This is a genomic window from Rhodococcus sp. GQ147 (assembly GCF_059759155.1).
In genome coordinates this window covers 23,518-49,149 of sequence record NZ_JCAXDU010000029.1, presented here as the reverse complement: position 1 = coordinate 49,149, position 25,632 = coordinate 23,518, and the positions used below count along the sequence as shown (strand labels likewise).

General features: G+C 66.2%; 25 protein-coding genes and 2 pseudogenes. 12 read left to right on the top strand and 15 right to left on the bottom strand.

The genetic code is table 11. The annotated features are described in order from the left end of the window. The first annotated feature begins 448 nt into the window (after positions 1-448). A complete protein-coding gene (locus tag AC6CID_RS23580) occupies positions 449-1,627 on the top strand; it encodes a tyrosine-type recombinase/integrase (RefSeq protein ID WP_033098744.1) in 1,179 nt (392 codons plus the stop codon). Further along, the gene (locus tag AC6CID_RS23575; protein ID WP_006553261.1) at positions 1,624-2,646 is read left to right on the top strand and encodes a hypothetical protein; all 1,023 of its coding nucleotides are present in this window, start codon (positions 1,624-1,626) and stop codon (positions 2,644-2,646) included. The genes AC6CID_RS23580 and AC6CID_RS23575 overlap by 4 nt, the downstream gene beginning before the upstream one ends. A gap of 130 nt (positions 2,647-2,776) precedes the next feature. Here the strand turns inward: AC6CID_RS23575 and AC6CID_RS23570 are convergent, their stop codons facing one another. Together AC6CID_RS23570 and AC6CID_RS23565 are read right to left on the bottom strand one after the other, a co-directional pair. Then, a complete protein-coding gene (locus tag AC6CID_RS23570; protein ID WP_006553262.1) occupies positions 2,777-2,977 on the bottom strand; it encodes a hypothetical protein in 201 nt (66 codons plus the stop codon). 182 nt (positions 2,978-3,159) lie between these two features. After that, positions 3,160-3,615: pseudogene (locus AC6CID_RS23565) on the bottom strand (HAD-IC family P-type ATPase); the annotation flags it as partial. A 95-nt stretch (positions 3,616-3,710) separates the two neighbouring features. Here AC6CID_RS23565 and AC6CID_RS23560 point away from each other — a divergent pair. Then, positions 3,711-3,974 (top strand): annotated as a pseudogene (locus AC6CID_RS23560) (arsenic resistance protein); the annotation flags it as partial. A gap of 57 nt (positions 3,975-4,031) precedes the next feature. On the opposite strand, the gene AC6CID_RS23555 reads toward AC6CID_RS23560, so the two are convergent. Then, positions 4,032-4,955 carry a cation diffusion facilitator family transporter gene (locus AC6CID_RS23555; protein ID WP_039958313.1) on the bottom strand — a complete coding sequence of 308 codons (924 nt, stop codon included), beginning with the start codon at positions 4,953-4,955 and terminating at the stop codon, positions 4,032-4,034. Between the two features lie 206 nt (positions 4,956-5,161). Between AC6CID_RS23555 and AC6CID_RS23550 the strand changes: the two genes are divergently transcribed. The 7 genes from AC6CID_RS23550 to AC6CID_RS23520 all read left to right on the top strand — a co-directional run bounded on the left by AC6CID_RS23550 (position 5,162) and on the right by AC6CID_RS23520 (position 12,795). Further along, complete coding sequence (locus tag AC6CID_RS23550) at positions 5,162-7,174, top strand: bifunctional copper resistance protein CopD/cytochrome c oxidase assembly protein (protein WP_006553265.1); 2,013 nt, start codon at positions 5,162-5,164, stop codon at positions 7,172-7,174. Between the two features lie 370 nt (positions 7,175-7,544). Continuing rightward, the gene (locus AC6CID_RS23545; RefSeq protein ID WP_006553267.1) at positions 7,545-8,207 is read left to right on the top strand and encodes a M23 family metallopeptidase; all 663 of its coding nucleotides are present in this window, start codon (positions 7,545-7,547) and stop codon (positions 8,205-8,207) included. Positions 8,208-8,243: 36 nt separating this feature from the next. Then, positions 8,244-8,606: a BlaI/MecI/CopY family transcriptional regulator gene (locus AC6CID_RS23540; RefSeq protein ID WP_033098755.1), complete on the top strand. Its 363-nt coding sequence runs from the start codon at positions 8,244-8,246 to the stop codon at positions 8,604-8,606. Beyond that, a complete protein-coding gene (locus AC6CID_RS23535) occupies positions 8,603-9,550 on the top strand; it encodes a M56 family metallopeptidase (RefSeq protein ID WP_006553269.1) in 948 nt (315 codons plus the stop codon). The genes AC6CID_RS23540 and AC6CID_RS23535 overlap by 4 nt, the downstream gene beginning before the upstream one ends. A gap of 111 nt (positions 9,551-9,661) precedes the next feature. After that, entirely contained in the window at positions 9,662-11,440 is a 1,779-nt protein-coding gene (ctaD, locus tag AC6CID_RS23530) for an aa3-type cytochrome oxidase subunit I (protein WP_039958315.1), read from the top strand. Positions 11,441-11,480: 40 nt separating this feature from the next. Continuing rightward, positions 11,481-12,011, top strand: a complete 531-nt coding sequence (locus AC6CID_RS23525; RefSeq protein ID WP_085989315.1) for a hypothetical protein — start codon at positions 11,481-11,483, stop codon at positions 12,009-12,011. Between the two features lie 148 nt (positions 12,012-12,159). After that, positions 12,160-12,795, top strand: a complete 636-nt coding sequence (locus AC6CID_RS23520; RefSeq protein WP_006553272.1) for an Rv2732c family membrane protein — start codon at positions 12,160-12,162, stop codon at positions 12,793-12,795. 106 nt (positions 12,796-12,901) lie between these two features. On the opposite strand, the gene AC6CID_RS23515 is transcribed toward AC6CID_RS23520, so the two are convergent. After that, on the bottom strand, positions 12,902-13,531 hold the full coding sequence (locus AC6CID_RS23515) for a vitamin K epoxide reductase family protein (RefSeq protein WP_006553273.1): 630 nt from the start codon (positions 13,529-13,531) through the stop codon (positions 12,902-12,904). Beyond that, positions 13,528-14,199 carry a DsbA family protein gene (locus AC6CID_RS23510; protein ID WP_006553274.1) on the bottom strand — a complete coding sequence of 224 codons (672 nt, stop codon included), beginning with the start codon at positions 14,197-14,199 and terminating at the stop codon, positions 13,528-13,530. The genes AC6CID_RS23515 and AC6CID_RS23510 overlap by 4 nt, the downstream gene beginning before the upstream one ends. Before the next feature lie 173 nt (positions 14,200-14,372). On the opposite strand from AC6CID_RS23510, the gene AC6CID_RS23505 reads away from it, so the two are divergent. Continuing rightward, entirely contained in the window at positions 14,373-14,942 is a 570-nt protein-coding gene (locus AC6CID_RS23505; protein ID WP_006553275.1) for a copper resistance CopC family protein, read from the top strand. Between the two features lie 123 nt (positions 14,943-15,065). Then, complete coding sequence (locus AC6CID_RS23500) at positions 15,066-16,301, top strand: Nramp family divalent metal transporter (RefSeq protein ID WP_498354574.1); 1,236 nt, start codon at positions 15,066-15,068, stop codon at positions 16,299-16,301. A gap of 34 nt (positions 16,302-16,335) precedes the next feature. Here AC6CID_RS23500 and AC6CID_RS23495 read toward each other — a convergent pair whose 3' ends face one another. The 10 genes from AC6CID_RS23495 to AC6CID_RS23450 all read right to left on the bottom strand — a co-directional run bounded on the left by AC6CID_RS23495 (position 16,336) and on the right by AC6CID_RS23450 (position 25,543). Beyond that, positions 16,336-16,608, bottom strand: a complete 273-nt coding sequence (locus AC6CID_RS23495) for a DUF4229 domain-containing protein (RefSeq protein ID WP_006553277.1) — start codon at positions 16,606-16,608, stop codon at positions 16,336-16,338. 59 nt (positions 16,609-16,667) lie between these two features. Then, positions 16,668-17,405 (bottom strand): DUF305 domain-containing protein, encoded by a 738-nt coding sequence (locus tag AC6CID_RS23490; protein WP_033098562.1) that lies wholly within the window; start codon positions 17,403-17,405, stop codon positions 16,668-16,670. After that, a complete protein-coding gene (locus tag AC6CID_RS23485) occupies positions 17,398-18,105 on the bottom strand; it encodes a thioredoxin-like domain-containing protein (protein WP_033098563.1) in 708 nt (235 codons plus the stop codon). The genes AC6CID_RS23490 and AC6CID_RS23485 overlap by 8 nt, the downstream gene beginning before the upstream one ends. Positions 18,106-18,307: 202 nt before the next feature. Continuing rightward, a complete protein-coding gene (locus AC6CID_RS23480; RefSeq protein WP_006554177.1) occupies positions 18,308-18,979 on the bottom strand; it encodes a M23 family metallopeptidase in 672 nt (223 codons plus the stop codon). A gap of 252 nt (positions 18,980-19,231) precedes the next feature. Next, positions 19,232-20,809 (bottom strand): apolipoprotein N-acyltransferase, encoded by a 1,578-nt coding sequence (gene lnt, locus AC6CID_RS23475; RefSeq protein WP_006554178.1) that lies wholly within the window; start codon positions 20,807-20,809, stop codon positions 19,232-19,234. Positions 20,810-20,878: 69 nt separating this feature from the next. Next, entirely contained in the window at positions 20,879-21,856 is a 978-nt protein-coding gene (gene ccsB, locus AC6CID_RS23470; RefSeq protein WP_006554179.1) for a c-type cytochrome biogenesis protein CcsB, read from the bottom strand. Between the two features lie 3 nt (positions 21,857-21,859). Further along, positions 21,860-23,476, bottom strand: a complete 1,617-nt coding sequence (resB, locus tag AC6CID_RS23465) for a cytochrome c biogenesis protein ResB (protein WP_006554180.1) — start codon at positions 23,474-23,476, stop codon at positions 21,860-21,862. After that, positions 23,473-24,294 carry a cytochrome c biogenesis CcdA family protein gene (locus AC6CID_RS23460; RefSeq protein ID WP_498354573.1) on the bottom strand — a complete coding sequence of 274 codons (822 nt, stop codon included), beginning with the start codon at positions 24,292-24,294 and terminating at the stop codon, positions 23,473-23,475. The genes resB and AC6CID_RS23460 overlap by 4 nt, the downstream gene beginning before the upstream one ends. Further along, the gene (locus AC6CID_RS23455) at positions 24,291-24,914 is read right to left on the bottom strand and encodes a TlpA disulfide reductase family protein (RefSeq protein ID WP_051121670.1); all 624 of its coding nucleotides are present in this window, start codon (positions 24,912-24,914) and stop codon (positions 24,291-24,293) included. The genes AC6CID_RS23460 and AC6CID_RS23455 overlap by 4 nt, the downstream gene beginning before the upstream one ends. Then, positions 24,911-25,543 carry a TlpA family protein disulfide reductase gene (locus AC6CID_RS23450; RefSeq protein WP_006554183.1) on the bottom strand — a complete coding sequence of 211 codons (633 nt, stop codon included), beginning with the start codon at positions 25,541-25,543 and terminating at the stop codon, positions 24,911-24,913. Before AC6CID_RS23450 ends, AC6CID_RS23455 begins: the two co-directional genes overlap by 4 nt. Between the last annotated feature and the right edge of the window lie 89 nt (positions 25,544-25,632).

Here is a 25,632-nt window from a genome sequence, read left to right as displayed (position 1 = left end):
CGTACCCGACCTCAACCTCGCAGGTTCCGGGCACTTTTATAGTGCCCGCCCGAGTGATAGGAACCTTGGAAAATGACATGTTCCCAGAGAACCTACATGTCGAGATGCAGTGAAGATTGACAGGATACGCCGCTACAGATTGACAGAGGCTCGGTGAGACGAGAGCGCCAGTCAAGGTTTCATTCCGGGAAACCGCAGCTCAGAAGTATTATCAAGGCGCTAGTCGGCCCAGTTAATCTGCCTCGCTCATCTCGCTAGTCTTCGCTGCATCTCGACAACAAGCTGAAACGTATGAATGGTATAAATCGGGCGTGCTCGGGTGTGTCACTCATAGTTTGTACGGCATTGATGCTGCTAATTGACATTAGCGCACCATCGCCCCCGAAACACCTGTTGAGCGCCTTTTCCTGCTCGAGAGCGTCGGTGCGGGACGGTAGGCTCCTGTTTCGTGCCCGATGACCTGATCAGCCACCGTCCGGACGACGTTTCCGTGCCTGTGCCGACCGAGTCGGCCCCAGCTGCGCCGTCGGTGCCGGTGTTGCCGACCGAGACCCTCGTGCAGGTGGCCGGGACAGCGGGGCGGTCGCGGTCGGAGTCGACCCGCCGCAACTACGCCGCCGACTGGCAACGCTTCACCGCCTGGTGCCAGCGCGAAGGACACGCCCCGCTGCCGGCGCATCCGCTCACCGTCGCCGCCTACCTCCACGACGCGGCATCGACGGTGTCGGAGGTGGGGGAGCGGGCCTACTCACCCTCGACGTTGGCCCGCTGGGTCGCCGGGATCGGCTTCCACCACCGCCGCGCCGGCCACCCCGCCCCCGGAGCGGACGAGCTGGTCACCGCGACCCTGTCCGGGATCCGCCGGGACTATGCGGCGGCGGGGGAGCGGCCCCGCACCCCGCGGGCGCCGTTGCTCACCGCCGACATCGTCACCATCGTCGAGAAGATGCGCGCCGATACCGGCAGTTGGGCCGCGGAGGTCCTCGAACGCCGCGACTCCGCCATCTTCTTGGTGGGCTTCGCCGGGGCGTTTCGCCGCAGCGAACTCGTCGCGCTCACCTGTAGCGACGTGTCGCTGCACCGGCTCGACGGGCTGCACATCAAACTCCGGAAATCGAAGACCGATCAGGAAGGGCGGGGGAGTATCCGGGCCCTGCCGTTCACGCACAGCCACGTCAGTTGCCCGCCGTGTGCGTGGATGCGGTGGGCGCAGGTCGTCGCCGCCTTCGACACCGGGGGCCGCCCCGCCGTCATCCGGCTGCTCCGCACCGCCGAACCCTTCGAGGCGCACGTCTGCCGGGGATCGCGACCACGCATGGCGCCGTCCTCGCCGTGGTTGCGGGCGATCCGCAAGCACGGCAACCTCTCCGACACTGTCCTGTCGGGTGCGGCGGTACACAAAGCGATCCGGCGCCGCGCCGAACAGGCCGGCTACGACCCCGACATCGTCAAACAGCTCGGTGGTCATTCGTTGCGGGCCGGATTCGTCACCCAGGCCTTCCGCAACGGCGCCTCCGCGCACGCGATCATGCGCCAGACCGGTCACACCACCCCCGCCATGCTCGAGACCTACGCCCGCGAACACGCACCACTCATCGGCAACGCCGTCACCAATCTCGGCCTGTGACCGTGAGCGCCAGCGCCGGACGAGAGTTCTTCCGCAGCACCGATGTTCACGATGCCGACCTCGACCTGCGGATCCCCGCCCGCTACCGCCATGACTGGGCCCTGTTCACCGACTGGTGCACCGCCGCCGACCACCATCCCATCCCCGCCGCACCCGAATCCCTGGCGTTGTTCCTGCACGAGCACCCGGCCGTGGTCGCGACGCAGCGGCGCCGCTTGTCGGCGATCAACGCCGTCCACACCGGGCACGGCTATCCCGCCCCGGGGCGGACCGAGATGGTGCGCCGGCACCTCGACACCACTCGTGCTTCGCGTCTCGACCGGCTCGGGCGCCTTCTGGTGCAGCGGGCGGCCGAACTACCTGTCGAGGGATGGCCGAGCGGACTGTTCGGCCGCCGCGACGCGCTCCTGCTGGTCCTCGCCGCCACCGGCATGACCTTCACCGACCTCACCCGGCTGCGCCGCCGCGACCTCCGCCTCGACGGCAACACCCTCGTGGTTACCACCCGGACCGGCGAAAGATTCCGTCTCCCACCGGATTCCGAGACCGGGGACAACCCCGCGGTCGCGATCTACCAGCGGTGGGCGCAGATCCAGGCGTTCCTCGACCAGTATCCCGGCACCCATCTGCTGCGCCATCACCTCACCGACCCGAGCGAGATCATCACCGATCCGCTCGATGCGGAACAGGCTCGGCAACCGCTGTTGTGTCCGATCGACCGCTGGGGACACCTCCCACACGCGCAGCCGATGACCCCGCAATCGGTGTCGGCGCTGACCCGGGCGCACCTGTCCGGCCGGGCCCCGGTACGGAAGGTGTTGCCCGTTCCCCCGCAAGACGATGTCGACGCTTGGGTCGAGCCTGAGATCGACCTCGACGCCGGCTACTACGACCGCGGTACCACCGCCCGCCGCCGCGATCACCAGACCCTCGAAGACCTCACCGACGTCTTCGACGAGATCGAAGCCCGCACCGATGCGCTCCTCGAGGACCTGATGGGGGTGCTTGAGGGACTGTGAAGGGAGTCTGATGGAGTCGCCCGCTGGACGTGCACGCATGCCGTGCATTCATGCAGTTGTCGTCGGTCTTGATTCTCTCCGACGCATCCCACAGGAGTGCGCCAGAGCCACAGTTAACGAGCGCCGTCGATCAGGACAAGGCAGAACCGGATCCCGCCGAGCCGGTCGCCACGCCCGCCAACCACAGTGCAATGCACTCCGGCGTAAAGCGCTCCCACTTGCACAAGTTGAGGGCAGGCACGGGTGGGGCGGTGTCCGCAGCAGCGGTACCCATCGAACCCGCTCCGAGCGCGGCGGTCACAGCGGTCACGACGACGAACTTGCGCAGCATCAGGTGCCTTCCATAGACGTACATTCTGTGACATCGGAGATGGAGCACTTCGTTACCACAGTATCGATGCGGTCACCGAGGGAAAACCGATGCCATGCTCTTCGAAATCGGTGACCACCTGAAGCAGATGAGACAGGTGAGCGTCGAAGGTGGATTCGGCCAGATGACTAACGGTGGCGAGGTCACACGTGCGCAGCGGAACTGTGTCGGTCTGTGCGGACAGCACGGCGCCATTCGGTCTCTCGCAGCAATCGCAGTCCGTTGAGACCGACGAGGATGGTGGAGCCTTCATGACCCGCCACTCCCAGCGGCAGCGGCAGCGTGCCGACAAGGTCCCAGGTCACCAGGACCACGATGACCGAGGCGGCGATGACGAGGTTGGCGATGACCAGGCGTCGAGCCCTCCGGGCCAGGTGGATCACCGCAGGGATGGCGGTGAGGTCGTCACGGACGACGACCGCGTCGGCGGTCTGCAAGGTCAGATCCGATCCCGCGCCACCCATGGCGATACCGACATGCGCAGCGGCCAGCGCGGGAGCGTCGTTGATGCCGTCTCCGACGACGACCACTTTCGCTCCGTCGGCCTGCAGCGCGCGTACGGCGGCGACCTTGCCGTCGGGCAGCAGCCCGGCCTGCAGGCGCAGCGGCTCAGCGATCAGATCGGCGACCTCGGAATAGGTCTAGCTGCCGAAGAGCGTGTCGAACTGGCGAGTGCTGCCTCTGTCGACCGGCTGGGCCGTGGACGCTGTACGGGTTGCTGTTCACGATCGTGCTCCTATTCGCGCTCCAGGGCGAACAGATCACGTCGCAGCCATGGGACGTCGTGCGCATCGCTCTGCCTCTGCTCACCTATTTTGTCCTCATGTGGGGCGGCGGGTTCCTGTTCGGCGCCGCGATCGGTCTGGGCTACGAGCGCACCACCACCCTGGCGTTCACCGCCGCGGGCAACAACTTCGAACTGGCCATCGCAGCCTCGGCGACAGTGACCGTAGGATCGAAGGAGCTGCAGCGTGCGCCGTGTTCGTCCCAGGGACTCCTGGTGGGTCTGTGGAGGTCACCACGAGAGTTCGCGACAGCGTCCCTCGCCGTCGTGGGGTTCGACCTGCAGGGTGGCGTGTTCGAGGCCGAAGCGTTCCGCCAACAAGGTTTGTGCCGCTGTGAGCACGGCTGTGGAGTCCGCGTCGGATTCGGTGACCAGATGTGCAGAGGCCACTTCCATGCCCGAGGTAAGAGTCCAGACGTGCAGGTCGTGGGATTCATGGACTCCAGGAAGGGCATTAAGGGCGGCGTTGACCTCGGTGATGTCGATACTCTTCGGGGCTTGTTGGAGCAGTATGCCGATCGCGTGTCGGCCGAGATTGTAGGCCCGGGGCAGGACGAAGAGTCCGATGGCGACACCGATGAGCGGGTCGGCGTACCGCCAGCCGAACACGATGGTCACCACACCGCTGATAAGCACGCCGACCGAACCGAGCATGTCGGCCAGGACTTCGAGGTAGGCCCCGCGGACGTTGATGCTCTCCTTGGCGCCGGCGCGCAACAGGAGAAACGAAATGACGTTCATGGTGAGGCCGACCACGGCAACGATGGTGACGGGCAGGCCGGGGACTTCGGGTGGGGCGGACAGTCGTTGGAGGGCTTCGTAGAGAATCCAGAGGGCGACGCCGAACAGCAGGAGTGCGTTGAGCAGGGCGGCGAACACTTCGGTGCGGTACAGGCCGAAGGTCCGGTCCGGTCGGGTGCGGGCACGCTGGGCGACGGTGATAGCGGTGACGGCCATCAACACGCCGAACACGTCGGTGAACACGTGCGCGGAGTCGGAGAGCAAGGCCAGCGACGAGGTGGAGAGTCCGACGACGACCTGGAGCACAAAGGTCACCAGGCCCAGGGCCACGGCGATCCACAACCGTCGGACGTGTCGGCCGGAGGCGCTGGTGGCTTGGGCGGGCGAGAGGCCGTGTCCGTGTCCGTGGCTCATCGTTTTCCTTTCTCAAGACACCGACATCATATAGTCATATGCGCATGAATATATAGGATGGTCGCGAAAATTGGATCGGCACGATCAACTATCCTTCATAGTATTTCGGCGGCGAGGCGCGGCCTGCAGGTTCGGCCGGCGGGAACGGGCGAACAACGGACGAGGTGAGGTTTTCCGTGGCAGGTACCAGTAGAGCTGTAGTCGGCATGATGGTCTCTTGGACGGCAGGCGCGGCCCTGGTGGCGGCCGCCCTGGCGGCCGTGTCGAGCAGCGAGGTTCTGCGGTTGCTCGGGCTGCCGGATCCAGGAGTGCTCACGAGATACGGACTCCCGGCCGCCACCGCGATAGGGGAAGTGGCGGCGGTGGTGATGATCGGGTCGTTGCTGGTGGCGGCGGTGCTGGTACCACCACAGCGTTCCGGGCTGCTCGATGTCGACGGTTACCGCGCGGTGCGGACTGCGGGCGCGGCTGCAGCGCTATGGGCAGGATCGGCGCTGGTGCTGATTCCTCTGTCGTTGTCGGACACCTCCGGCCAACCACTGAGCACCGTGTTCGCCGATCCGGTTCCGTTCGTGCAGTCGGTGGGGCAAATCGAGGCATCCACCGCCTGGCTGTGGACCGCGTGTATGGCTGCCGCGGTGGGGCTGGGATGCCGCCTCATTCTGCAGCACCGGTGGACACCGTTGTTGCTGGTCCTGGCGGTAGGGAGCCTGATGCCACGCGCGTTGACGGGACATTCCGCCGGGGGCGGATCGCATGATCTTGCCACCAACAGCCTGATACTTCATCTGGTGGCGGCCGGACTGTGGGCCGGGGGATTGGCAGCGTTGGTGTTGCACGCCGTGCGTGGTGGCGGACATCTCGATGTCGCCACACGCCGGTTCTCCGCGCTGGCGACGGTGGCATTCGTGGTGATGGCTGCGTCGGGAATAATTAATGCTCTGGTGCGGGTTCCGCTTCGGGAGTTTCTGTCCGGCCCCTACGGACTTGTGGTCCTGGCCAAGGTCGTCGCACTCGGTGTAGTGGGGTGGCTGGGCTGGCGCCAACGGACGGTGGCGATCACGGCTCTGGCCGCCGACGCGTCGAATCGGGGGACGTTCATACGCTTGGCGGTAATCGAATCTGCGGTCCTGACGGCCACGATTGGACTCGGGGTGGCGTTGGGCCGTACTCCGCCGCCATTGGGCGAACGTCGCGAACCCAGCCTGGTCGACGAAGTCTTGGGGTACGGGTTCGATGGTGCCCCGACGCTGGGCAGGTTGCTGACGGAGTGGCGGTTCGATCTGTTACTGGGAACCGCAGCGGTCGTGCTGGCAGCGCTCTACCTGCTGGGAGTGCGGAGGCTACGTGCAGTGAGGCAGCCGTGGCCGGTCCGGCGCACCGTGTCCTGGCTTCTCGGCTGTCTAGTGTTGCTTCTGGTGACATCCTCCGGGGTCGGGCGCTACGCCCCGGCGGCGTTCAGCGTGCACCTGCCCGCATCCGCAGCGCTGGCGATCGTGGTGCCCATGTGCTTGGTTCTGGGCGCTCCGCTCACCTTGGCGGCCCGCGCGGTTCGCTCCGGCCCCAGCGATGCAGTTCCAGGAGCCCGCGACTGGATGCGGGCGATTTTCGCCAGCACCGCACTGCGATGGGTGACCCATCCCCTGGTGGCCGCGGTGGTGCTCGTGGGCACCTTCTACCTGTTGTATCTCGGAGGACTGTACGACGGCGGCTCCTACCCGGGACGCATGGTGCTCGATATGTGGTTGCTGGCGGTGGGGTTGGTCTTCTTCTGGGTCACCGTCGGGATCGATCCTGTCCCCGTGCCGCAGGGACCGTTGACGCGCGTGGGAGCAGTGGCGGTCGCGCTGGCCGGCTACGCGTTCTTTCTGGTCGCCCTGATCATGGCGGATTTTGTGATCGCCGCCGAGTTCTATACCTCACTGCAACTGGGTTGGTTCGACGACTTGGCTGCCAATCAGCGACTCGGTGGAAACCTGGCGTGGGCCGTCGGCGAGCTACCGCTGCTACTGGCCACCGTGCTCGCGCTCGTGCGATGGAGTTCGATCGAAAACCAGCGTGCCCGGAAGCGGAACGACCAGGTCGACCGCGAGGGAGATCGCGAACTGGCCGCTTACAACGCGATGCTGAACGGACTGCACCCACACTCTCGTACCGCGGCAGCAGCCGACGCCGCTGACTCCGGCCACGACCCCAAGCGCGAATCGGAGACCGGGTAACGATCCGGTATTGAAACTATGCAGAATAGTAGTAACGTGTCGGTGTCCGTCACCGTTTCGTTATCACGCGAGCGGGTGCCTTCTTGAGGATGCGATCTTGGCCCGACACCGTAAACCAGAGCCCCAACTCGTCGTTCCCCGCCGCTCTGACTGTAGTACTGCAGCGTGGCCTGTTCCCGAGCCGACCGATCCCATCGACGCAGGTCGCGATGACGCTGCTTTCCCGACGACAGTGGCTGTCCTGGACCCGGTAGAACGTCTCGATATCGAGCATCGGGATGCCCTTGCCGAGCATGCGGACGCCCTCGCCCCGAGGCCGATCCGAAGCAAAGGCGCGCATCGCCGAACGAGCCCAGGAACCAGCGGACGCGTGCTGGCCGTGTCGGTAGCGGCAGGCGCGCTGCTGGCAGCAACGACCTCGAGCGCCCATGCCGCCTCGGTCCCTCCCACGGTCAGCGACGAGATCGAGGCCGCGTCGCAACCCTCAGCCCCTACGGATGTGCTACCCCAGGCCCCCCAGGTGTTGCAGGCCGTGCAGGTGCCGATGCTGGCAGACTTCGCGGATCAACTCGACCGGGCACGGATCCGGGAGGAGCGCCGACTCATGCAAGAGGCCGAGGCGCGCCGCCCAAAAACGCTGATGCCTGTCAGTGGCACGCTCACGTCGAACTTCGGACCCCGCTGGGGCACGAGCCACTACGGGCTCGACATCGCCAACTCGATCGGCACCCCGATCGTCTCGGTGACCGATGGCACGGTACTCGAGGCCGGTCCCGCCTCCGGCTTCGGACTGTGGGTACGAATCCTGCAGGACGACGGCACGATCGGGGTGTTCGGGCACATCGATCAGGCCTTGGTTTCTGCAGGTCAGCGCGTGCGAGCCGGGGAACAGATCGCCACCGTGGGCAATCGGGGACAATCGACCGGGCCACATCTGCACTATGAAGTGTGGGGACCGGACGGCCAGAAGGCCGATCCCATGGCATGGTTGAACGCACGAGGGGTTCAGATCGCGTCAGATGCACGCACATAGATAAGGGATAATCGGCGAATGTCTGCGAGGGAAGCCATACACAGGTTGGGGGGTCTCGAAGCCGAGGTGATGAACGAACTGTGGTCGACCGACGAGCCACAGTCGGTCCATGGCCTGGTCGAACGGCTTCGCGATCGCAAGGAATTCGCCTACACCACCATTTTGACCGTGGTCACCCATCTGTATGAGAAGGGCTGGGTGCAGCGAGAAAAACGCAGTCGCGCCTACTACTATTCGCCCTCACGCAGCCGGGAGGAAGCCACCTCCGAGGCACTGCGCGCCCTGCTCGACAGCAGCACCGACCCCAGCGCGGTGCTGCTGCATTTCGCCAAGACGGTCAGCGACCGCGAATACGATGCCCTGCGCCGGGGCTGGACGGGCCGGGCCGCCGACCAATGACATTGGCCCTGGTCCTGTTGCTCGGCGCCGCCCTGATCTCGATGGCGGCCCCGCGAATGCTCGGTCCGCTCGCCGCCACCTCCGTGCCTCCCGGAGTCCTGCTGGCGGCGTGGCTGGGCAGCATAGCCGGGGCCTTGTTCTTCGGCGCCTCCGCGGTGGTCACCTTGGCCTGGCCCGACCATGCGCCTGCCGAGACCGCGGTCGAGGCCGTGGTGCGGTGTCTGTCCGCGGTTTCCCACGCGATGCAGCCGTGGATCACCGAAACCCTGGCCGCTACCGGAGCCCTGGCCCTGCTCACCATAACCGTGCGAGCCGTGATCCTGGGTCGGCGGTACACCAGAGAACAAACCCGTCTACTCGACTACCACCGTGATGTGGTCTCCATCGTCGCCCACTCCCGCGACGACGGTGTGATGTGGCTGGCGCACCCGATGCCAATGGCCTACAGCGTGGCCGGCCGACCCGGATTCGTGGTGGCTACCGACGGGCTCTCGCAGTGTCTGAGCGGTTCCGAACGCGATGCTGTCCTGGCCCACGAGCGGGCACACCTGCGAGGCAGTCACCACCTGATCGTCACCACATGTGACATCTTGGCCGCGGTGCTTCCGGCAGTGCCGTTGTTCGCCGCCGCCCCGGCCGCGGTCAAAACCCTGGTCGAACTGACCGCTGATCAGCACGCTGCCCGCGCCACCAGCACGGCGACGGTGTGCTCGGCGCTGACCGTGGTCTCCGCTTCGACATTGCCGCAGCCGGCCGGGACCTTGGGGTTGAGCAACGAGATCTCGCTGCGACTGCTCAAGCTGCGCGTGAGCTGGCGGACGCGGTGCCCGAAGGTGTCGTACGCCACAGCTGCGGCGTTGTCGATGGCTATGCCTGTCGCTACCGCGCTGGTCGGGCTGGCGGCGACCTCCGCGGCCGTGTGCCTGACCCTCGCTCAGGCATGATCCGGCACGGGCGACCGAACCGACCCTAATTACTATGCAGCATAGTAATTAGGTACGCTCGAGGGCGTCTCATCACCGTGCGCTCGCGCGAAACTTCGGATCGGACAGCACATGACCGCTCTCGCCCCGCCACCCTGGCCTGCCGCTACCCGCCCCATGCCGGCGCGGCGCGGCCCCAAGGGTGCGTTCATCCACAAAATGATCACCACGACCGACCCGAAAGTACTGGGTCAGATGTACCTGGTGACCGCGTTCGCGTTCTTCGCTATCGGAGGCCTGATGGCCCTGATCATGCGCAGCGAACTGGCCGCGCCGGGTCTGCAGTTCCTCTCGAATGAGCAGTACAATCAGCTGTTCACCATGCATGGCACGATCATGCTGCTGATGTACGCCACTCCTGTGGTGTTCGGCTTTGCCAACTACATCCTTCCACTGCAGATCGGCGCGCCCGATGTCGCATTCCCCCGGCTGAACGCCTTCAGCTACTGGCTGTATCTGTTCGGATCCCTCGTTGCAGTCGGCGGCTTCATCACCCCCGGCGGCGCCGCCGACTTCGGCTGGACCGCGTATGTGCCTTTAAGCACGGAAGTGCACTCCCCCGGCATGGGCGCAAATCTATGGATCGTGGGCCTGGCCATCTCAGGACTGGGCACCATCCTGGGCGCAGTCAACTTCATCACCACCATCGTGTGTATGCGAGCCCCCGGCATGACGATGTTCCGGATGTCGATCTTCACTTGGAACATTCTCGTCACCTCCATCCTGATCCTCATCGCCTTTCCGCTGCTGACCGCAGCGTTGATGGGGCTGCTATACGACCGGGTACTCGGCGGTCACCTCTTCGATCCCGCCACCGGCGGAGTGATGCTCTGGCAGCATATGTTCTGGTTCTTCGGTCATCCCGAGGTCTACATCATCGCGCTGCCGTTCTTCGGCATCGTCTCCGAGATTTTCCCGGTGTTCTCCCGGAAGCCGATCTTCGGTTACACCGGCCTGATCTACGCCACCCTCGGCATCGCGGCCCTGTCGATCGCGGTGTGGGCGCACCACATGTATGCCACCGGCGCGGTGCTGCTGCCGTTCTTCTCGTTCATGACCTTCCTGATCGCCATCCCGACCGGAGTGAAGTTCTTCAACTGGATCGGCACCATGTGGAAGGGGCAGTTGACTTTCGAATCACCGATGTTGTTCTCCGTGGGTTTTTTGATCACCTTCCTCTTCGGCGGCCTGTCGGGCGTGATCCTGGCCTCCCCTCCTATGGACTTCCAGCTGCACGATTCGTACTTCGTGGTGGCGCACTTCCACTACGTCGTGTTCGGCACCGTGGTGTTTGCGACCTATGCGGGTATCTACTTCTGGTTTCCGAAGATGACCGGTCGAATGCTCGACGAGCGCCTAGGCAGGTGGCATTTCTGGTTGACATTTCTGGGCTTCCATTCCACCTTTCTCGTCCAGCACTGGCTGGGCAATGAAGGCATGCCCCGCCGGTACGCCGACTACCTGCCCTCGGACGGATTCACCACCCTGAACACGATTTCGACGATCGGATCTTTTGTCCTCGGTGCCTCGGTGTTGCCATTCGTGTGGAACATCTTCAAGAGCTACCGCTACGGGCAGATCGTCACTGTCGACGACCCCTGGGGCTACGGCAACTCGCTCGAATGGGCGACTACCTGCCCGCCGCCGCGACACAACTTCACCGAACTGCCGCAGATCCGCTCCGAACGGCCGGCGTTCGAGCTGCACTACCCGCACATGGTCGAACGCATGAGGGCCGAGGCACACGTGGGTTTCGGTGGTGCGCCCAGGAGCACCGAAATCGCTAAGCGTGAGCTTGCCGAACCGCGGAGCACCGGCGAGGCCTCGGCACGCACCGATACGAAGGAATAAATCGTTCGCCGTCTCGGCGCCGAAAGATCGGAAAATACCGTTGAAGACCAACATGCCGGTGGTGACCGTGCCGGCAACAGACCGAGCCACCGCGGCATTGGCCGACTGGCTCATCCGAGACCTGACCGCCGTGACGCTCGAGCATGCAGGGCTTCCGGATCCTCAACGGTTACGTCGCCTGCCGCCGATCACCGCCGCGCACATCGGCAAGCCGGGTAAGTTGCGCCGACATGTGCGTGCGTTGGAACATGTTCTCGGGCAGGTGGATCGGCATCTTCGTGCCGGTGCGCACCTGCGCGAGCATGGCCTAGGAACCGAGTCGGTACCGGCCGTGCCGACAGAGCTCTTCGACGTGGCGGCGGACCTGGCCGGCACCGTCGTCGAGCGTGGCAGTCCGGCTGCGGCACTGGCCAATCGGGCGGTGCTGCTCGCGGCCGGAGTTATCGGCCGGGGGCTGGGGGTAGTCGATGCCTCCGCGACCTGGTCCGCTACCGCGGGGTCGTATTGCGCGATCATTGCGCAGTTGTGGCGGGACGAGCCCCAGGCACAGGTGCTGGTCGATCCCGGGTAGAGGGCTGGTGCCTGGTCCGAGGGGTGCGGGTACCTGCGCCGGTCGGTCCTCGGACGGATCGGGCTGGATCCATCCGAGGGCCGACCGGTCTGCTCCGCTTTGGACGGTCGCGGTCACCGGAACATTTTCCCAGGGCGGAGGTCGAGTTATGAGCGAGTCGGGTGACCGTAGTGATCCGGACGAGGTACAGCCCGGCGACGAGTCGACTGTCTACCCCGATCCGGTCCACCGTCGACAGGAGCTGGCGGCCGCCGAAAAGAGGGTCGCCGGACAGATCGATCCCGGGATGCGTGCGGTGGTGGTCGCTGCAGTGGTGGTGGTGGTGGCGGTCTCGTTCTCACTTCCGCACAACGGTGGCGCCAACGGCTGGCAGGTGCTGGCCGGCTCTACGGTGGCACAGGCCGAAACCATCACCCTTCCTTCGCGGATCTTTTTGGTGCTGGCAGCGGTGTTCGGGATCGTGCTCTCGATGCTGGCGCTGGTGACCCGACGATGGGTGCTGGCCTGGTTTGCCAGCGCCGGGTGCACGCTGGCGATCGTGTTCGGTGTGCTTGCCGTGTGGTCGCGGCAGACCCTCGATCCCGTCGCCGGTGGGGCCGGCCCGGGCATCGGCTTGTTTTTGGGGTGGGGAGCGATGACCGTCCTGGCGTACCACTGGATCAAGGTGGTTTGGGCGCGGTCGTCGCAGATGGTCGAGGCCGAGGCTGCCCGTCGGGCTGCCGAATCCGAGCTGCCCGAGCAGTACCTGCACCGGCTTCCTCCACCACGCGAGGACGGCACGTAGTCGTCCGAGCATTCCCGCGCGCCTCGCAAAAGGTACCTCGCGATGGGGAGAATATCGCTCGATGCGCCGTGAGTGAGCGGAGGCTGCCGCTACCCGGAAACTTTTGTCAGATCAGGGTCTGCCAGTACGGCCAGAAGGCGTGCGCTACCAGGGCGGATACAGTCAGCGTCCAGACGGTGGGGACCACTGCATGCAGCCGGTGCAGCCGCTGCCATGACCGCAACGGTCGATGTTTTTGCACCGCCTCGAGGTGCAGCAGGCAATACCACCAGCCGAGCACGCTGACCAGCCACACCACCATGCAGTACGGGCACAGCGCTTCGATCCGGTAGAGGCTCTGGAAAATCAGCCAGTGCACGAAGGCGACCGCCGCGGTCAGGCCGGCGAACAGGCCGTTCCAATACCAGCGGGGCACGCCGGCCCCGGCCAGGACCGCTACGGCGGTGGTCAGTACGACCGTGAAACCGATGACGCCCAGCAACGGATTAGGGAAGCCGAACAGTTCCGCTTGCCACGAGGTCATGATCGACCCGCAGCTGATGACCGGGTTGATGCTGCACGAGGGCCGATAGGCCGGATCGGCCAGCACGGCGAACTTTTCGACGGTGAGTACCAGCGAGGCTAGTAGCCCCGCTGCGCCGCAGACAACGAGGATCCAGCCCACCCCCGTGCTGCCGAGCGTCCGACCCGACGCCTCGTCGGTGGCAGGCGCCGCCGGACGCGTCGGGGCGCTCACTCGGCCAGCGCCGCGTCGATCCGGGCCCGTAGCTGTTCGTAGGTGGGCATGGGGGGCAGCTCGACGCCGTTGAGGAACAGGGTGGGTGTGCCTTGTACACCGAGGGTAAGACCGTCGTCGAAGTCCCGGTCCACGCGCGCGCTGACGGTGGGATCGTTGACGTCCCGCTCGAATGCGGCCATATCCAGGCCCAGTTGTTCGGCAAAACCCCAGAATACTTTTTCCTGGGACTGGCTCGACTCGCCCCACTGTGCCTGGGTGTCGTACATGAGCTGATACATCGGCTCGAGACGCCCTTGCCGGGCCGCGGCTTCGACGACCCGTGCGGCCAGATGGCTGTTGGTGTGGCTGGGAATGGGGAAGTAGCGGATCCCAAAGTCGATCCGCCCGACGTACTCGTTGCGGATTTGTTCCATCACCGGGTACAAGGCCCGGCAGGACTCGCATTCGAAATCAAGGAATTCGACGAGTTGGACCTTGTCGTCGGGGGCCGTGGACAAGGTACGGATATCTGGGGTCCACACCGGTGCCGTGGCAGCGCCGGGCGCCTCTTGGCCAGTCGTCCCGGCGTTCGTCCCGGCCCTATTGGTGTAGAGCAACACCGACAACAACACCACGAACAGGGCGACCAGAGCCGCGGACACTTTCACATTGGTCGTCAGTTTCATATTCTCGTCCGTCTCGGTGTCTGAGCGAGCCGGTAGCGTCACCGACCAACCGTAAAACTACGGTACATAGTAGATGGGCTAGGGTAGACCCCGATCAGCACCCTTTGCGTTCTCTCGACAGGCCACCGCGCCGGACGCTGCGCCGGGGTAGGGAGCCGAGAAAGTATGTTCCCATGACCAGACTCATCACGATCTTCGCCGCGGCCGCCGCGGTGCTGCTCCTCGGCGTCGCGCCCGCGCAAGCTCACAGCATGTTGATCGGTTCGACTCCCGCCGCCGACGCCACGGTGGCAAGTTCCCCGGACGGAATCGAACTCGAGTTCAACCAACCCATCAACACCGCTTTCGCCACCGTGACACTTACCGACAGTTCGGGCACTCAACGGGGAAGCTCCGAGGCGATTGTCGACGCAGAACGGGTGCGGCTGGCCATCCCGGAGCCCTTGACCGCAGGGGAGTATACCGTCGGCTACCGGGTCGTCTCCGCCGACGGCCATCCCATCACCGGTTCCTACGCCTTCACCGTCACCGCGGCGGCCGGGCAGACACCGACCTCCGAGGCTCAGGAGGCGTCCCCCTCGTCGGGCGCAGCCGAGCCCGAGACCACCGAAGCGCAGGTTGCCCCTGAGGACTCACAGTCCTCAGGCTCGTCGATTCCGTTGCTGCTGGGGTTCGCAGTACTGGGGGTGCTGGTCATCGCCGGGGGCACCTGGGCGGCAATGCGCGCCTTCCGGAAGAGCTGACACCGGACTCGGCGAGGAGGTGCTGCCCGCAGTCATCTCCTCGCCGGGACTCTGTGCACACCGCGACTTCTTGAAATTTCGGTTCCCCTGACTTTTAATTCAGGGAAACCTTTTGGAGGGCGGATGACGCTGACGCGCAATGTCGGGCCAGTGCAACGGTGGCGCCGTGGGACTCTTCTCGGACCGGCATTCGTCGCCTCTATCGCCTACGTCGATCCGGGCAACGTGGCCTCCAACGTCAGTGCCGGGGCCCAGTTCGGTTATCTGCTGGTGTGGGTCATCGTGGTGGCCAATGTCATAGCCGCGCTGGTGCAGTACCTGTCCGCCAAACTCGGTCTGGTCACCGGCAGGTCGTTGCCCGAGGTGCTCCGCGAGCGCATGTCCCTACCGGCGCGCTTGGCGTACTGGGGACAGGCGGAACTGGTCGCCATGGCTACCGACCTGGCCGAGGTCATCGGCGGCGCCATCGCCCTGAACCTACTGTTCGATCTCCCGCTACTGACGGGAGCGTTGATCACCGGAGCGGTCTCGTTGCTCTTGCTGCTGGTGCAGGACACGCGTGGTCAGCGCGGTTTCGAACGGGTCATCACCGGTCTGTTGCTGGTCATCGCGATCGGGTTCGTCACCAGCCTTTTCGTTGCCCCGCCCCCCGCCCACGCCGTGGCCGCAGGACTCGTGCCGCGCTTCGACGGTGCCGAATCGGTGCTGCTCGCGGCGGCCATGCTCGGTGCGACCGTGATGCCGCATGCGGTGTACCTGCACTCGGGACTGGTCCGGGATCGTCACGGTCATCCCGAGCCCGGTCCGCGACGGGCCGTGCTGCTGCGGGTCACACGCTGGGATGTCGGACTGGCCATGGTGGTGGCGGGCACGGTGAATCTGGCCATGTTGCTCACGGCCGCGACAACGTTGCAGGGCCGGGAGGGGGTCGATTCGATCGAGGAGGCGCACACGGCGCTGGGCCTAGAACTCGGCTCGACGGTAGCGCTGCTGTTCGCGCTGGGCCTGTTGGCCTCCGGGTTCGCGTCGACCTCGGTGGGTGCCTACGCTGGGTCCTTGATCATGGACGGGCTGCTGCGCAGACGGATACCGCTGCTGGCGCGGCGCTTGATCACCCTGGTGCCGGCGTTGGTGGTGGTCGCGCTCGGGACGGATCCGACCCGGGCCCTGGTGCTCTCGCAGGTGGTGCTGTCGTTCGGTATTCCTTTTGCGTTGATCCCTCTGGTGCGTCTGACCAGCGATCGGGCGCTGATGGGCATCGACGTCAACCATCGGCTCACCACCATGGTGGCGTGGGTTATTGCTGCCACGATCACGGCGCTCAATTTGGTGTTGATCTATTTGACGGCGCGGCCTTGACTGCGTCCGTTCCGAAACATCGGATTGATGAGGATCAGGGCCGGGGCCGTTTCGGTGGGTATTTTCGCTGGTTATCGATGATGCGGATCTCGTCGTTGATCCGGGTGCGCAGCCGATGCAGGGCTACCAGCGACACTGCTATCCCGGCGAGTACACCGACAAGGAGCGTCCACGTCAGCGACACCTCGAGTCCGAGAAGGTGGACGCCGGCCACCGCGGCGCCGGCGCAGCCGGCGACCACCGCCAGACGGACTGCGGTGTAGAGGAACACCAGGCGGGACACCCGCATGGTCGACGACTGTTTCATGATCGCTCCTGAGCGCCGACCCGGGACGGTGCCGGTCCGGGTCCTGGCAGTTTCGCCGGTCAGTTCATCGGTAAGGGTGCGGCGCCGTGGGCCGTAAGTAGTTGCTGCATCGTCGTCGATTCGGCTTGCTGGGTGTCGGCGATCTGTCGGGCCAGCGTCGTGACCACTTGTTCGGTGGCGTTGGCCGCGGCGTAGCGTGCCATCGGCAGGCCGCCTTGATGGTGCCGAAGCAGCAGTTGCAGGTACAGGGTGTCGAATGCGGGGCCGGTGGTGCGTCGTAGCGTGTCGAGTTCGGAGGTGGTGGCCATCCCGGGCATCCGTGGTCCTTGGATGGCCGATCCGGGCGGCATCGCCGCGTGCTCGGTCATACCTGCCGCCGTCCCGGCGCTGTCCTCGGTAGCGCGCATCCAGGTCATCGGTTCCCCGGCCGCCTGCAGCGGTCGGTCCCATACGGCCAACCAGCCCTGCATCGTGCCCCATTGGCCCTGCTGGGTGGTGAGCACGTCGTAGGCGAGGGTGCGGACCGCCGGGTCGGTCGCGTTGGTCAGCGCCATGGCCGACATTTCTACCGCCTGGCTGTGGTGCACCGACATGTCCTGGGCGAAGCCAACCTCGACCGAGTCCTGTGCAGGTGGCTCGGGATGACCGCCTCTCAGTCCCGAGGCACCGATACCCAGATAGAGACCGACGACGAGCGCGAACACACCCACGGCGAGCGTGCGGCCGAGCCTGGCCCATCCACCGGCAGCGGGAGCGGCGGGGGCAGTGAGGACGGGAGTGTCGTCGGACTCAGCCATTGCCGGGTCCGAGGTTCGAGCCTGTCGCCGGGGCGGCGGGGGCAGACTGCTGGCCCACGGTCATGGGGACGGCGTCCGGCCCCGGCGCGGACGCATCGAACGGCGGCGGAGCGCTCGGATCGAAACTGCCTGGAGTGGTGGAGCAGGTGGCACCTGCCTCGGGGTGGGTGTTGGGGTTTCGGCGCAAGGCAGTGATGAACTGGGCGAGTCGATCGTCTTCGGAGTCATCGAGCGCGAGGCGGTGGCCCCAGGACTGCACCGAGATCGGGGATGGCAAGCCCGGATAGGGCGACATCAGGGTGTAGGGCTGGCCGTCGACCTTCGCCTCCAATGTTGACACCTCGTCCCCGGTGACCTTCTGCGGGTCGTACGTAATCCACACCGCGCCGTGTTCGAGCGAATGCACCGCGTTCTCGCTGCGGATCGGTTCGGAATAAACCGTGCCGGTACAGGTGGCCCAGTACTGATCGTGTGGGCCCCCCATCGGGGGAGTCTGGTCGTAGGCCACCCGTTGCGGTGCCTGCACATGCGTTCCGGCCGGGTAGTCGATCTTCTCCACCCCGTCGATCACCGCAGACGGATCGGGGTTGTCCGCACTGGGCACGTACTTCTGGGCCTCGGTGCGTTCGGAGATCTTCGGGACGAGGTTGTACGCGATGGCCCCGATCAGGGCGATGATCACCACGGCAGCGCCGATCATCGGCCACGGCACCCGGTGCGAGTCGGCTAGGAGGAGCGGTCCCGGTCGCTTTCGGGGCGTCTGCGACTTCGGTTTGTCTGAGCTGTTCACCGCGTTTGCCTTCCTCGGCACCGATAGGCCGTCGCCCTACCGTAAATACTATAAATCATAGTTTTCCACGTGGGGGCCGTCGGAGGCTGCCATCGCCGAGCCGACGCGGCGGCTATGCCATCCGCGACAGGTCTGTCGGGGGTACACCCCGTTGCTGCAGCCACTGGGTCGGATCTACCTTCGTACCGGCCGGATCGGTGGTTTCGAAGTGCAGGTGCGGACCGGTGGACTGACCACGATTGCCGACGGTGGCGATCTGCTCACCGGCTTGCACACGCTGATCTACCTCAACCAGCGTTTCGTTGATGTGGCCATAGGTGCTGGTGGACCCGTCATCGTGCCGGACCTGGACCCACAGACCGAACCCGGAGGCCGGGCCGGAGTCGATCACGGTGCCCGAGGCGGCAGCATAGACCGGGGTGCCGATGCTGTTGGCGATGTCCAGACCGGCGTGGGACGAACCCCATCGCGGTCCGAACGCGGAGGTCAAGGTGCCCGAGACCGGAGCGACGGCGAGGGGCTGCAGTGTCGGTGTCGCCCAGGAGGCTGCGTTTGTCGGCACCGCTGAGCTCGACGGCAGGGCCGGAACAGTGGCGGCAGGGGACACTACCGCGGGAAAACCCGGAACCGCGGCGAGTTGGTCGAGCGCCGCCTCGACCTCCGGCAGGGCGGCCAGTGCTGCGAGTTCGGCTGGCAACGGGACCGGTGCAGGCGCGGCGGCATGCACACCACCCGAGGTCGGCTGGGCAGCCGCGGTGCCCGGAGCGAGAATCTGAGATCCCACGATCAGCAGTGCGCCGGTCGCGACCGACGATGCACATGCCCCGGTCGTGGCGCGGTTCGTCGGCGCCCGGTGCCGCCCCCGGCGTCCTTCGGATCCTGGCGCGGAACCCGGTTCTATATCGGTAAGGTAACGGATTTGGTTCCGGGTTGATGCATGGTGCCGTCCCACAATAACGCTCCTGACATGCTCTTTCGATGTAGATCCGCCGTTGCCGCGACGGGTAAGATAACGAAACGATATACTAAGAAGGCGCTAAAAACTACCTGTCTTAGTAATTGGGTGGGTGTGGGCCTTCTGGCGACCGATGAGCAGGATCCACATCACGGCCGCGGCGGCGAGCACCTCAGGGCCCGAACCGAGCCGGGTCGCCCAGGTCAGTCGGGTACCCAGGGGCAGCTCACCGACGAGGACGTCGGCGGTGAACATCGCACTGCGGTTGGTGACCGCGCCGTCGGGAGTGATCAGAGCGCTGACGCCGCTGGTAGCCGCGACCACCACGGACCGCCCGTGCTCTACCGCCCGTAGCCGAGACATGGCCAGCTGCTGGTAGGTCATCTCGGTGCGGCCGAAGGTCGCGTTGTTGGTGGGCACTACCAGCAACTGGGCGCCTGCCCGCACCGACTCGGCAACCGCATCGTCGAAGGCAACCTCGTAACAGGTCGCCACCCCCACCGGTACGCCGTTGAGCTCGACCCGGCCGGTACCGTCTCCGGGGATGAACCGGCCTGCCTGCGCGGCCGCCGGCCACAGGCGCTCGATCACCGGGCGCAGCGGCAGATATTCCCCGAATGGCACCAGGCGCCGCTTGAGGTGCCGGGCCCCGGGACCTGTCACCGGATCCCACACCAGCGCACTGTTACCGCTGGTGCCGTCCCCGTTGTCGAGCACGGCACCGACGAGGATGGGCACGCCGATGGCGGCAGCGGCCTCATCGAGCTCGGCGTGGGCATCGGCCTGACGCAGCGGATCGATGTCCGAGGAGTTCTCCGGCCACACCACCAGCTGCGGCCGGGGCGCGCGACCCGACGCCACGTCGACGGCAAGTCGTTCGGTCGCCGCGACGTGATTGTCGAGCACGGCCCGACGCTGGGCGTTGAAATCGAGCCCCATTCGCGGCACGTTGCCTTGCACGGCCGCGACCGTGACCGTCGATGCCGGGAAGCGGGCGGAGTCGCGCATCCCGACGAGCGGTGCCGCCGCAAATGCGACCGCTGCCAGCAGCATCGAACCCATCGCGACCGCAGGCCGCCGCTCGCGCGCAGCGATCACGGTTGTGACCACCGCGGTGCCGATCACCGCGACGGCGAAGCCCACACCGGCAGGCCCAGCAAGGGAAGCCAGCTGCAGAAGTGGCCCCTCGGCTTGCCCGAAGGCCAGCCGTCCCCACGGAAATCCTCCGAACGGAATCCGTGCGCGTATTGCTTCGGTGACCACCCAGGCGGCGGCAATCGATACCGGGGCCGCCGGGCGGCGGCTGAGCGCCGCGGCCAGGGCGCCGAATATCCCGACCGCGAGCGCCTCGATCGCTGCAAGCGCCAACCAGGGCACTGGTCCGACGTAGACACCGACCCAGGGCAGCAAGGGCAGAAAGAACCCCAACCCGGCCAGGTAGCCGTAGCCGAAGCCGGCGCGCCTGCGTCGGCCGTGCAGTACGGCGGTGAGCACGGCAATGGCGAGCGGGGCCAACCACCATCCCGTGCGGGGTGGGAAACTGGCATAGAGCATCAGCCCGGCCAGAATCGATGCCGCACTACGCACCGGCACCGACAACTCCGGTCCGCGGCGGCGCACCGAGGTAGGGAGCGCCACGGTGGTGGCCCCCTCACTCATCGACGAGTTCCCTCCTATTAGGCGGACGCGCAGACCCCTGTACACACAGGTACACATGCCCAGGGTGTGTCAGTTCAGTCCGGCATAGGAGTGCAGCCCCGAGACCACCATGTTGATGATGAACAGGTTGAACAGCATAGATACGAACCCGGCAATGTTGATCCAGGCCGCGCGGGTTTCCCGCCAGCCGGCGGTGGCCCGGGCGTGCAGGTAGGCGGCGTAGATCACCCATGCGATGAACGAGACGGTTTCTTTCGGGTCCCAGCCCCAGAACCGGCCCCAGGCGGCTTCGGCCCAGATCGCGCCGAGGACGACCCCGGCACCGAACAAGGGGAACGCGAAGATCGTCGTGCGGTAGGCGAGACGGTCGAGGGCGCGGGCGTCGGGGAGCCGTTGCATGAGTCGGGCCAGCCGGGTATCCGGGCGTTTTTCGGCGTTCAACGCCAGCAGAAACAGCGTGCTGGCCACCCCGGAGACGAGGAAAACTCCGCTCGAGACGGACACGACCGAGACGTGGATCGGCAGCCAGAAAGACTGTAGCGCCGGCACCACCGGGGCGGCATCGGCGTAGAGCACGGTGCCAGCGACGAACAGCAGGATCAGCACCGGGATCAGCGCGAATGCCCACAGCACGCGCAGCGCCGGGCGGCGCAGCACGATCAGCCCGGCAAGTACGCCCACCGCGCAGGTGACGGTGACGAACTCGTACATGTTGCCCCAGGGGAAACGCGCGGTGGCCAGCCCGCGCAGCACCATCGAACCAACGTGCAAGATCAGGGCGATCACGAGGACGCTGACGCCCATGCGGCCGAGCCGGTCCGAAAGGTCCCGCCGGGGTGGCTCGGCGACCCGGCCCGGCCTGTCGGCGGGGACCGCAGAGGTGGTAGAAGTGGCAGAGGTGGTGGCGGCCGCGAGGATGGGTGCGGTACGGCGCACCCGCACGGCCGCGAATTCGGCGATGAACAGCACCAGCGCCAGTAAGTAGATGGCGAAGGCTGTTTCGAAGCTCAGGTCGGAGTAGCGGGCGAGGGTGTCGTCAATCGGCATACGCTATCGGTCTTCCTTCGGAGCAGAGGGCACATCGGGTAGCAGGCGCTGACAGATGTCGGTGAACTCCGAACCCCACCCGGCCTGGTCGGTACGGGCCAATCCCCCCAGTTCGAGGGCGGTGCCGGCGCCGTCAGGGCGCAACCGCACCCAGATCCGGCGGCGCTTGATCACCAGCGAGGCCAGAAGTCCGCCCATCATGGTGATTGCGAAGACCAGCACCCAGTTCTGCGCGGGATCATGAGAGACCTGCAGGTAGGCGAATTCCTCGGCGCCGTCGAACCGTACCGCGGTACCGTCGGCCAGGGTCGTGGACTCGCCGGGCTTCAGGTTGACGCGGTCCTGTTTGACCAACCGGCCCTGATTGATCATTTCGGAGTTCAGCTTGAAGATCGACTGCGGAATGCCGGTATCCAGGCCGGTATCGCCCTTGTAGATGTCGATGGCCACGGCCGGATCCAACATGTCGGGGAACACCGAGGTCAGCAAGGTGCCGTCGAACGCTGCGGTGGGCGCGAACAGCCCTTCGAGCGCGATCTGGTTGCGGCGGCGCTCGTCCGGATCCGGGTAGGTGCCGCCGGGCGGATCGAAACGCAGGGCGCCGCTGCTGAGGAACGTGGTGGCGTCCTCGGGGGCGAACTGCAATGTTTCGGTGCGCGATTGTCCGTCGGGGAAGGTCACGGTGAACCGGGGCGCGTAGCCGTGGCCGGTGAGGTAGACCCGTTCGTTGCCCAGGCGCAGCGGTTCGTTGACCCGCAGTCGGTGCTGCTGCCAGCGGTCGGTGCCCAAGTCCTCTCCGTTTTGGTAGGAGATGTTCGAGGTGAACATCTTCGCTTGGCCGTTGTCGAGGTAGTCGGCGGAAAAGTCCTCGACCCTGACGCAGAAGGGCTCGAGTCCGGTGCCGTCGGTGGCGGTACCGGCTCGGAACGAGTCGTACACCGCCGGGGAGGTGTTGCAGAACCCGGGACCGCCGTCGGCGATGACGATCACCGCGCCCTCGTACCCGAACAACCGGCCGGTGGCCACCGCCACCAACAACCCCACCAGGGAGAAGTGGAAGACCAGGTTGCCGGCCTCGCGCAGGTAGCCCTTTTCGGCGGAGATCGACCGGTGCCCGTCGTCGCCGGTGCGGGTGACCGTTCGCCACCGGCGCAGCACGGTCTGTACCTGCTCGAGAGTGTCGTCGATGGGAGTGTCGAGTTTTCCCTGGTGGTGGTGCGGCAGCCGGGACAGATTGCGCGGTACCGCGACCGGCTCACTGCGCAGCGCCCGCAGATGCTCGCGCAGGCGCGGGAGCAGACATCCGATGAGCGAGATCATCAGCAGCGCGTAGATGGCGGTGAACCAGAAGCTGGCGAACACGTCGAACATTTCGAGTCGGTCCAGGAGCGGGCCGAGAACCGGGCGGGCGGCGATGTACTCGTCGACCTTGCCGACGTTGAGGTTGCGTTGCGGGAGCAGCGCCCCGGGGATCGCGGCGACCGCGAGCAGGAACAGCAGCACCAGGGCGGTGCGCATCGAGGTGAGCTGACGCCACAGGTTCCGGGCCTGGGCGAGGGCGCGGCGCCACGGAGGAGGACTCGGTAGCGGTGGTGCCGGATTCCGGTCGGTGAGGGTCATATCGGTAGCACCACGCTGGTGACGAACTCATCCCGGATCCACGCGATGAACAACTCCCATGCCTCGGTCAGCAGAGCGATGCCGACCGCGAGGAGCATCACGCCGCCGACGATTTGAATGGTGCGAGAGTGGCGGCGCAGCCATCCGACACCGCGCAGGGCCGAGGACGAACCGAACGCCAAGGCGATGAACGGCAGTCCCAGTCCCAGGCAGTACGCGACGATCAACAGCACTCCGCGGGCGGCGGTGGTGCCTTCGGTGCCGGCCGCCACAGACAGCACCCCGGCCAACGTCGGGCCCAGGCACGGTGTCCACCCCAGCGCGAAGACCCCACCGAGCAGCGGGGCGCCGGCGAGTGAGGAGATGCGCCGGGGCGCAAAACGGGTGTCCTTCTGCAATGCCGGAATCAGGCCGATGAAGGCCAGGCCCATCACGATGGTGATCACCCCGCCGAGGCGTTGGAGCAGTTCCTGGTTGATCCGCAGTGCCCCGATCACCCCGAATACCGAGGCGGTGGCCAGCACGAACACCACGGTGAAACCGGCGACGAACAGGCCGGCGGCGCCGGTGACCCGCCACCGGCCCGTGGTGTGTACCCCGGCGGTGCCTACACCGGCAGGGGTCAGGGCCGGTGCTTCGGCGCCGGAGACGCCGGCCAGATACGACAGGTAGCCGGGCACCAGGGGCACCACGCACGGAGAGGCGAACGAGATCAACCCGGCCAACAGACAGGCGCCCACCGCCAACAGCAGCGGCCCGGACGCGGCCGCGGTCTGGAAACTCGCCCCGATTCCCTGCGCGAGCACAGTCACGGTCACTGTTCGGCCGCCACGCGTTCGATGACCGGTTGCAGGTCCTCGGTCAGCAGGGCCCGCAGGAACACCGCCGCGACGCGATGCTGCCGGTCGAGGACGAGCGTGGACGGGATGACGCTGGTGGGAAAGGCGCCACCGAGGGCGGTCAAGGTCGCCATCGGCGGGTCGTAGATCGATGGGTAGGACACATTGTTGTCGATCACGAAGTCCTGGGCCTTGTCGCGCTGGGGATCGCGGACGTTGATACCGAGAAACTGCACTCCCAGATCCTGGGTGGCTGCGTAGGCGCGCTCGAGATCGTCGGCTTCGCTGCGGCACGGGGCGCACCACTGTCCCCACAGGTTGAGCACGACCACCTGGTCGGCGTAATCGGCCAGGTCGACGGTGACGCCGTCGGTCATCAGGTCCGGGCCGGAGAGCGCGCCGAGGGTGCCGCGGTCGGCCGGCGGATCGTAGAAAATGTCGGTCTGTCCACCGGGGGCGACGAAATCGAAGGTGCCACCCTGGGCGACGGCGTCGGAGCCGGTGCCGCAGCCGCTCACCCCCACCAGCACCACCACGGCCAGGACCACTCGGCCCAGCAGTCGAGACGGCCGGCCGCCTGTCGGCTTTACGCCGGTCATCGCAGCAGCCCGTTCACCGCGGCACGGACCTGGTCCGGGCCTGTGAACACCGCGGGCTCGGCGATCCGGTCCACCGAACCGTCGCGCTGCAGAAGGAAGGTCAGCGGCAACACGGGTGGGCCGGCCAGTGCCTGCTGTGCCCGGTCGTCGGTGTCGACGAACGAGGGGTAGCCGATGCGCAGGTCGGTCATCAGCGTCGCGGCGGAGCCCGCGGTGTCCTGCACGTTGATCCCGATCACCCGCACCGCGCCGGGCTCGCGGGCGTAGGCATCGAGCACGGGCATTTCTTCCCGGCACGGTCCGCACCACGAGGCCCACACGTTGAGCAGGGCCGGTTCCCCGGCCAGGGCGCCGCCGAGATCGACGGGGCGGTCCGAACCCAGGCACCGCACCGTCACCTCCGCCAGGGGACCTGCAGCCCCGATGCCCGTGCCGGTCGGGCAGGGCGGGGTCGCGCCCGGGTCGGGCAGAGCGTTGCGTGCCGGGGCGGGGCGGGCGGATACCGCGGTCGGCTGTAGCCCGGAATCGGCTGGGGTCACGGTGTCGTCCTCCCGTTGGGGCCACAGCGCCACCACGAACGCGACGATCACGAACAGACACGTGATCGACCATGCGGCTCTGGTAGACATGTGGCCCCTCTCCGTTGTCGTCCGACCGAAATACTACGCGAGATAGTATTTCGATCGGACGACCGGTCGGGATCAGCAGCACATCATCG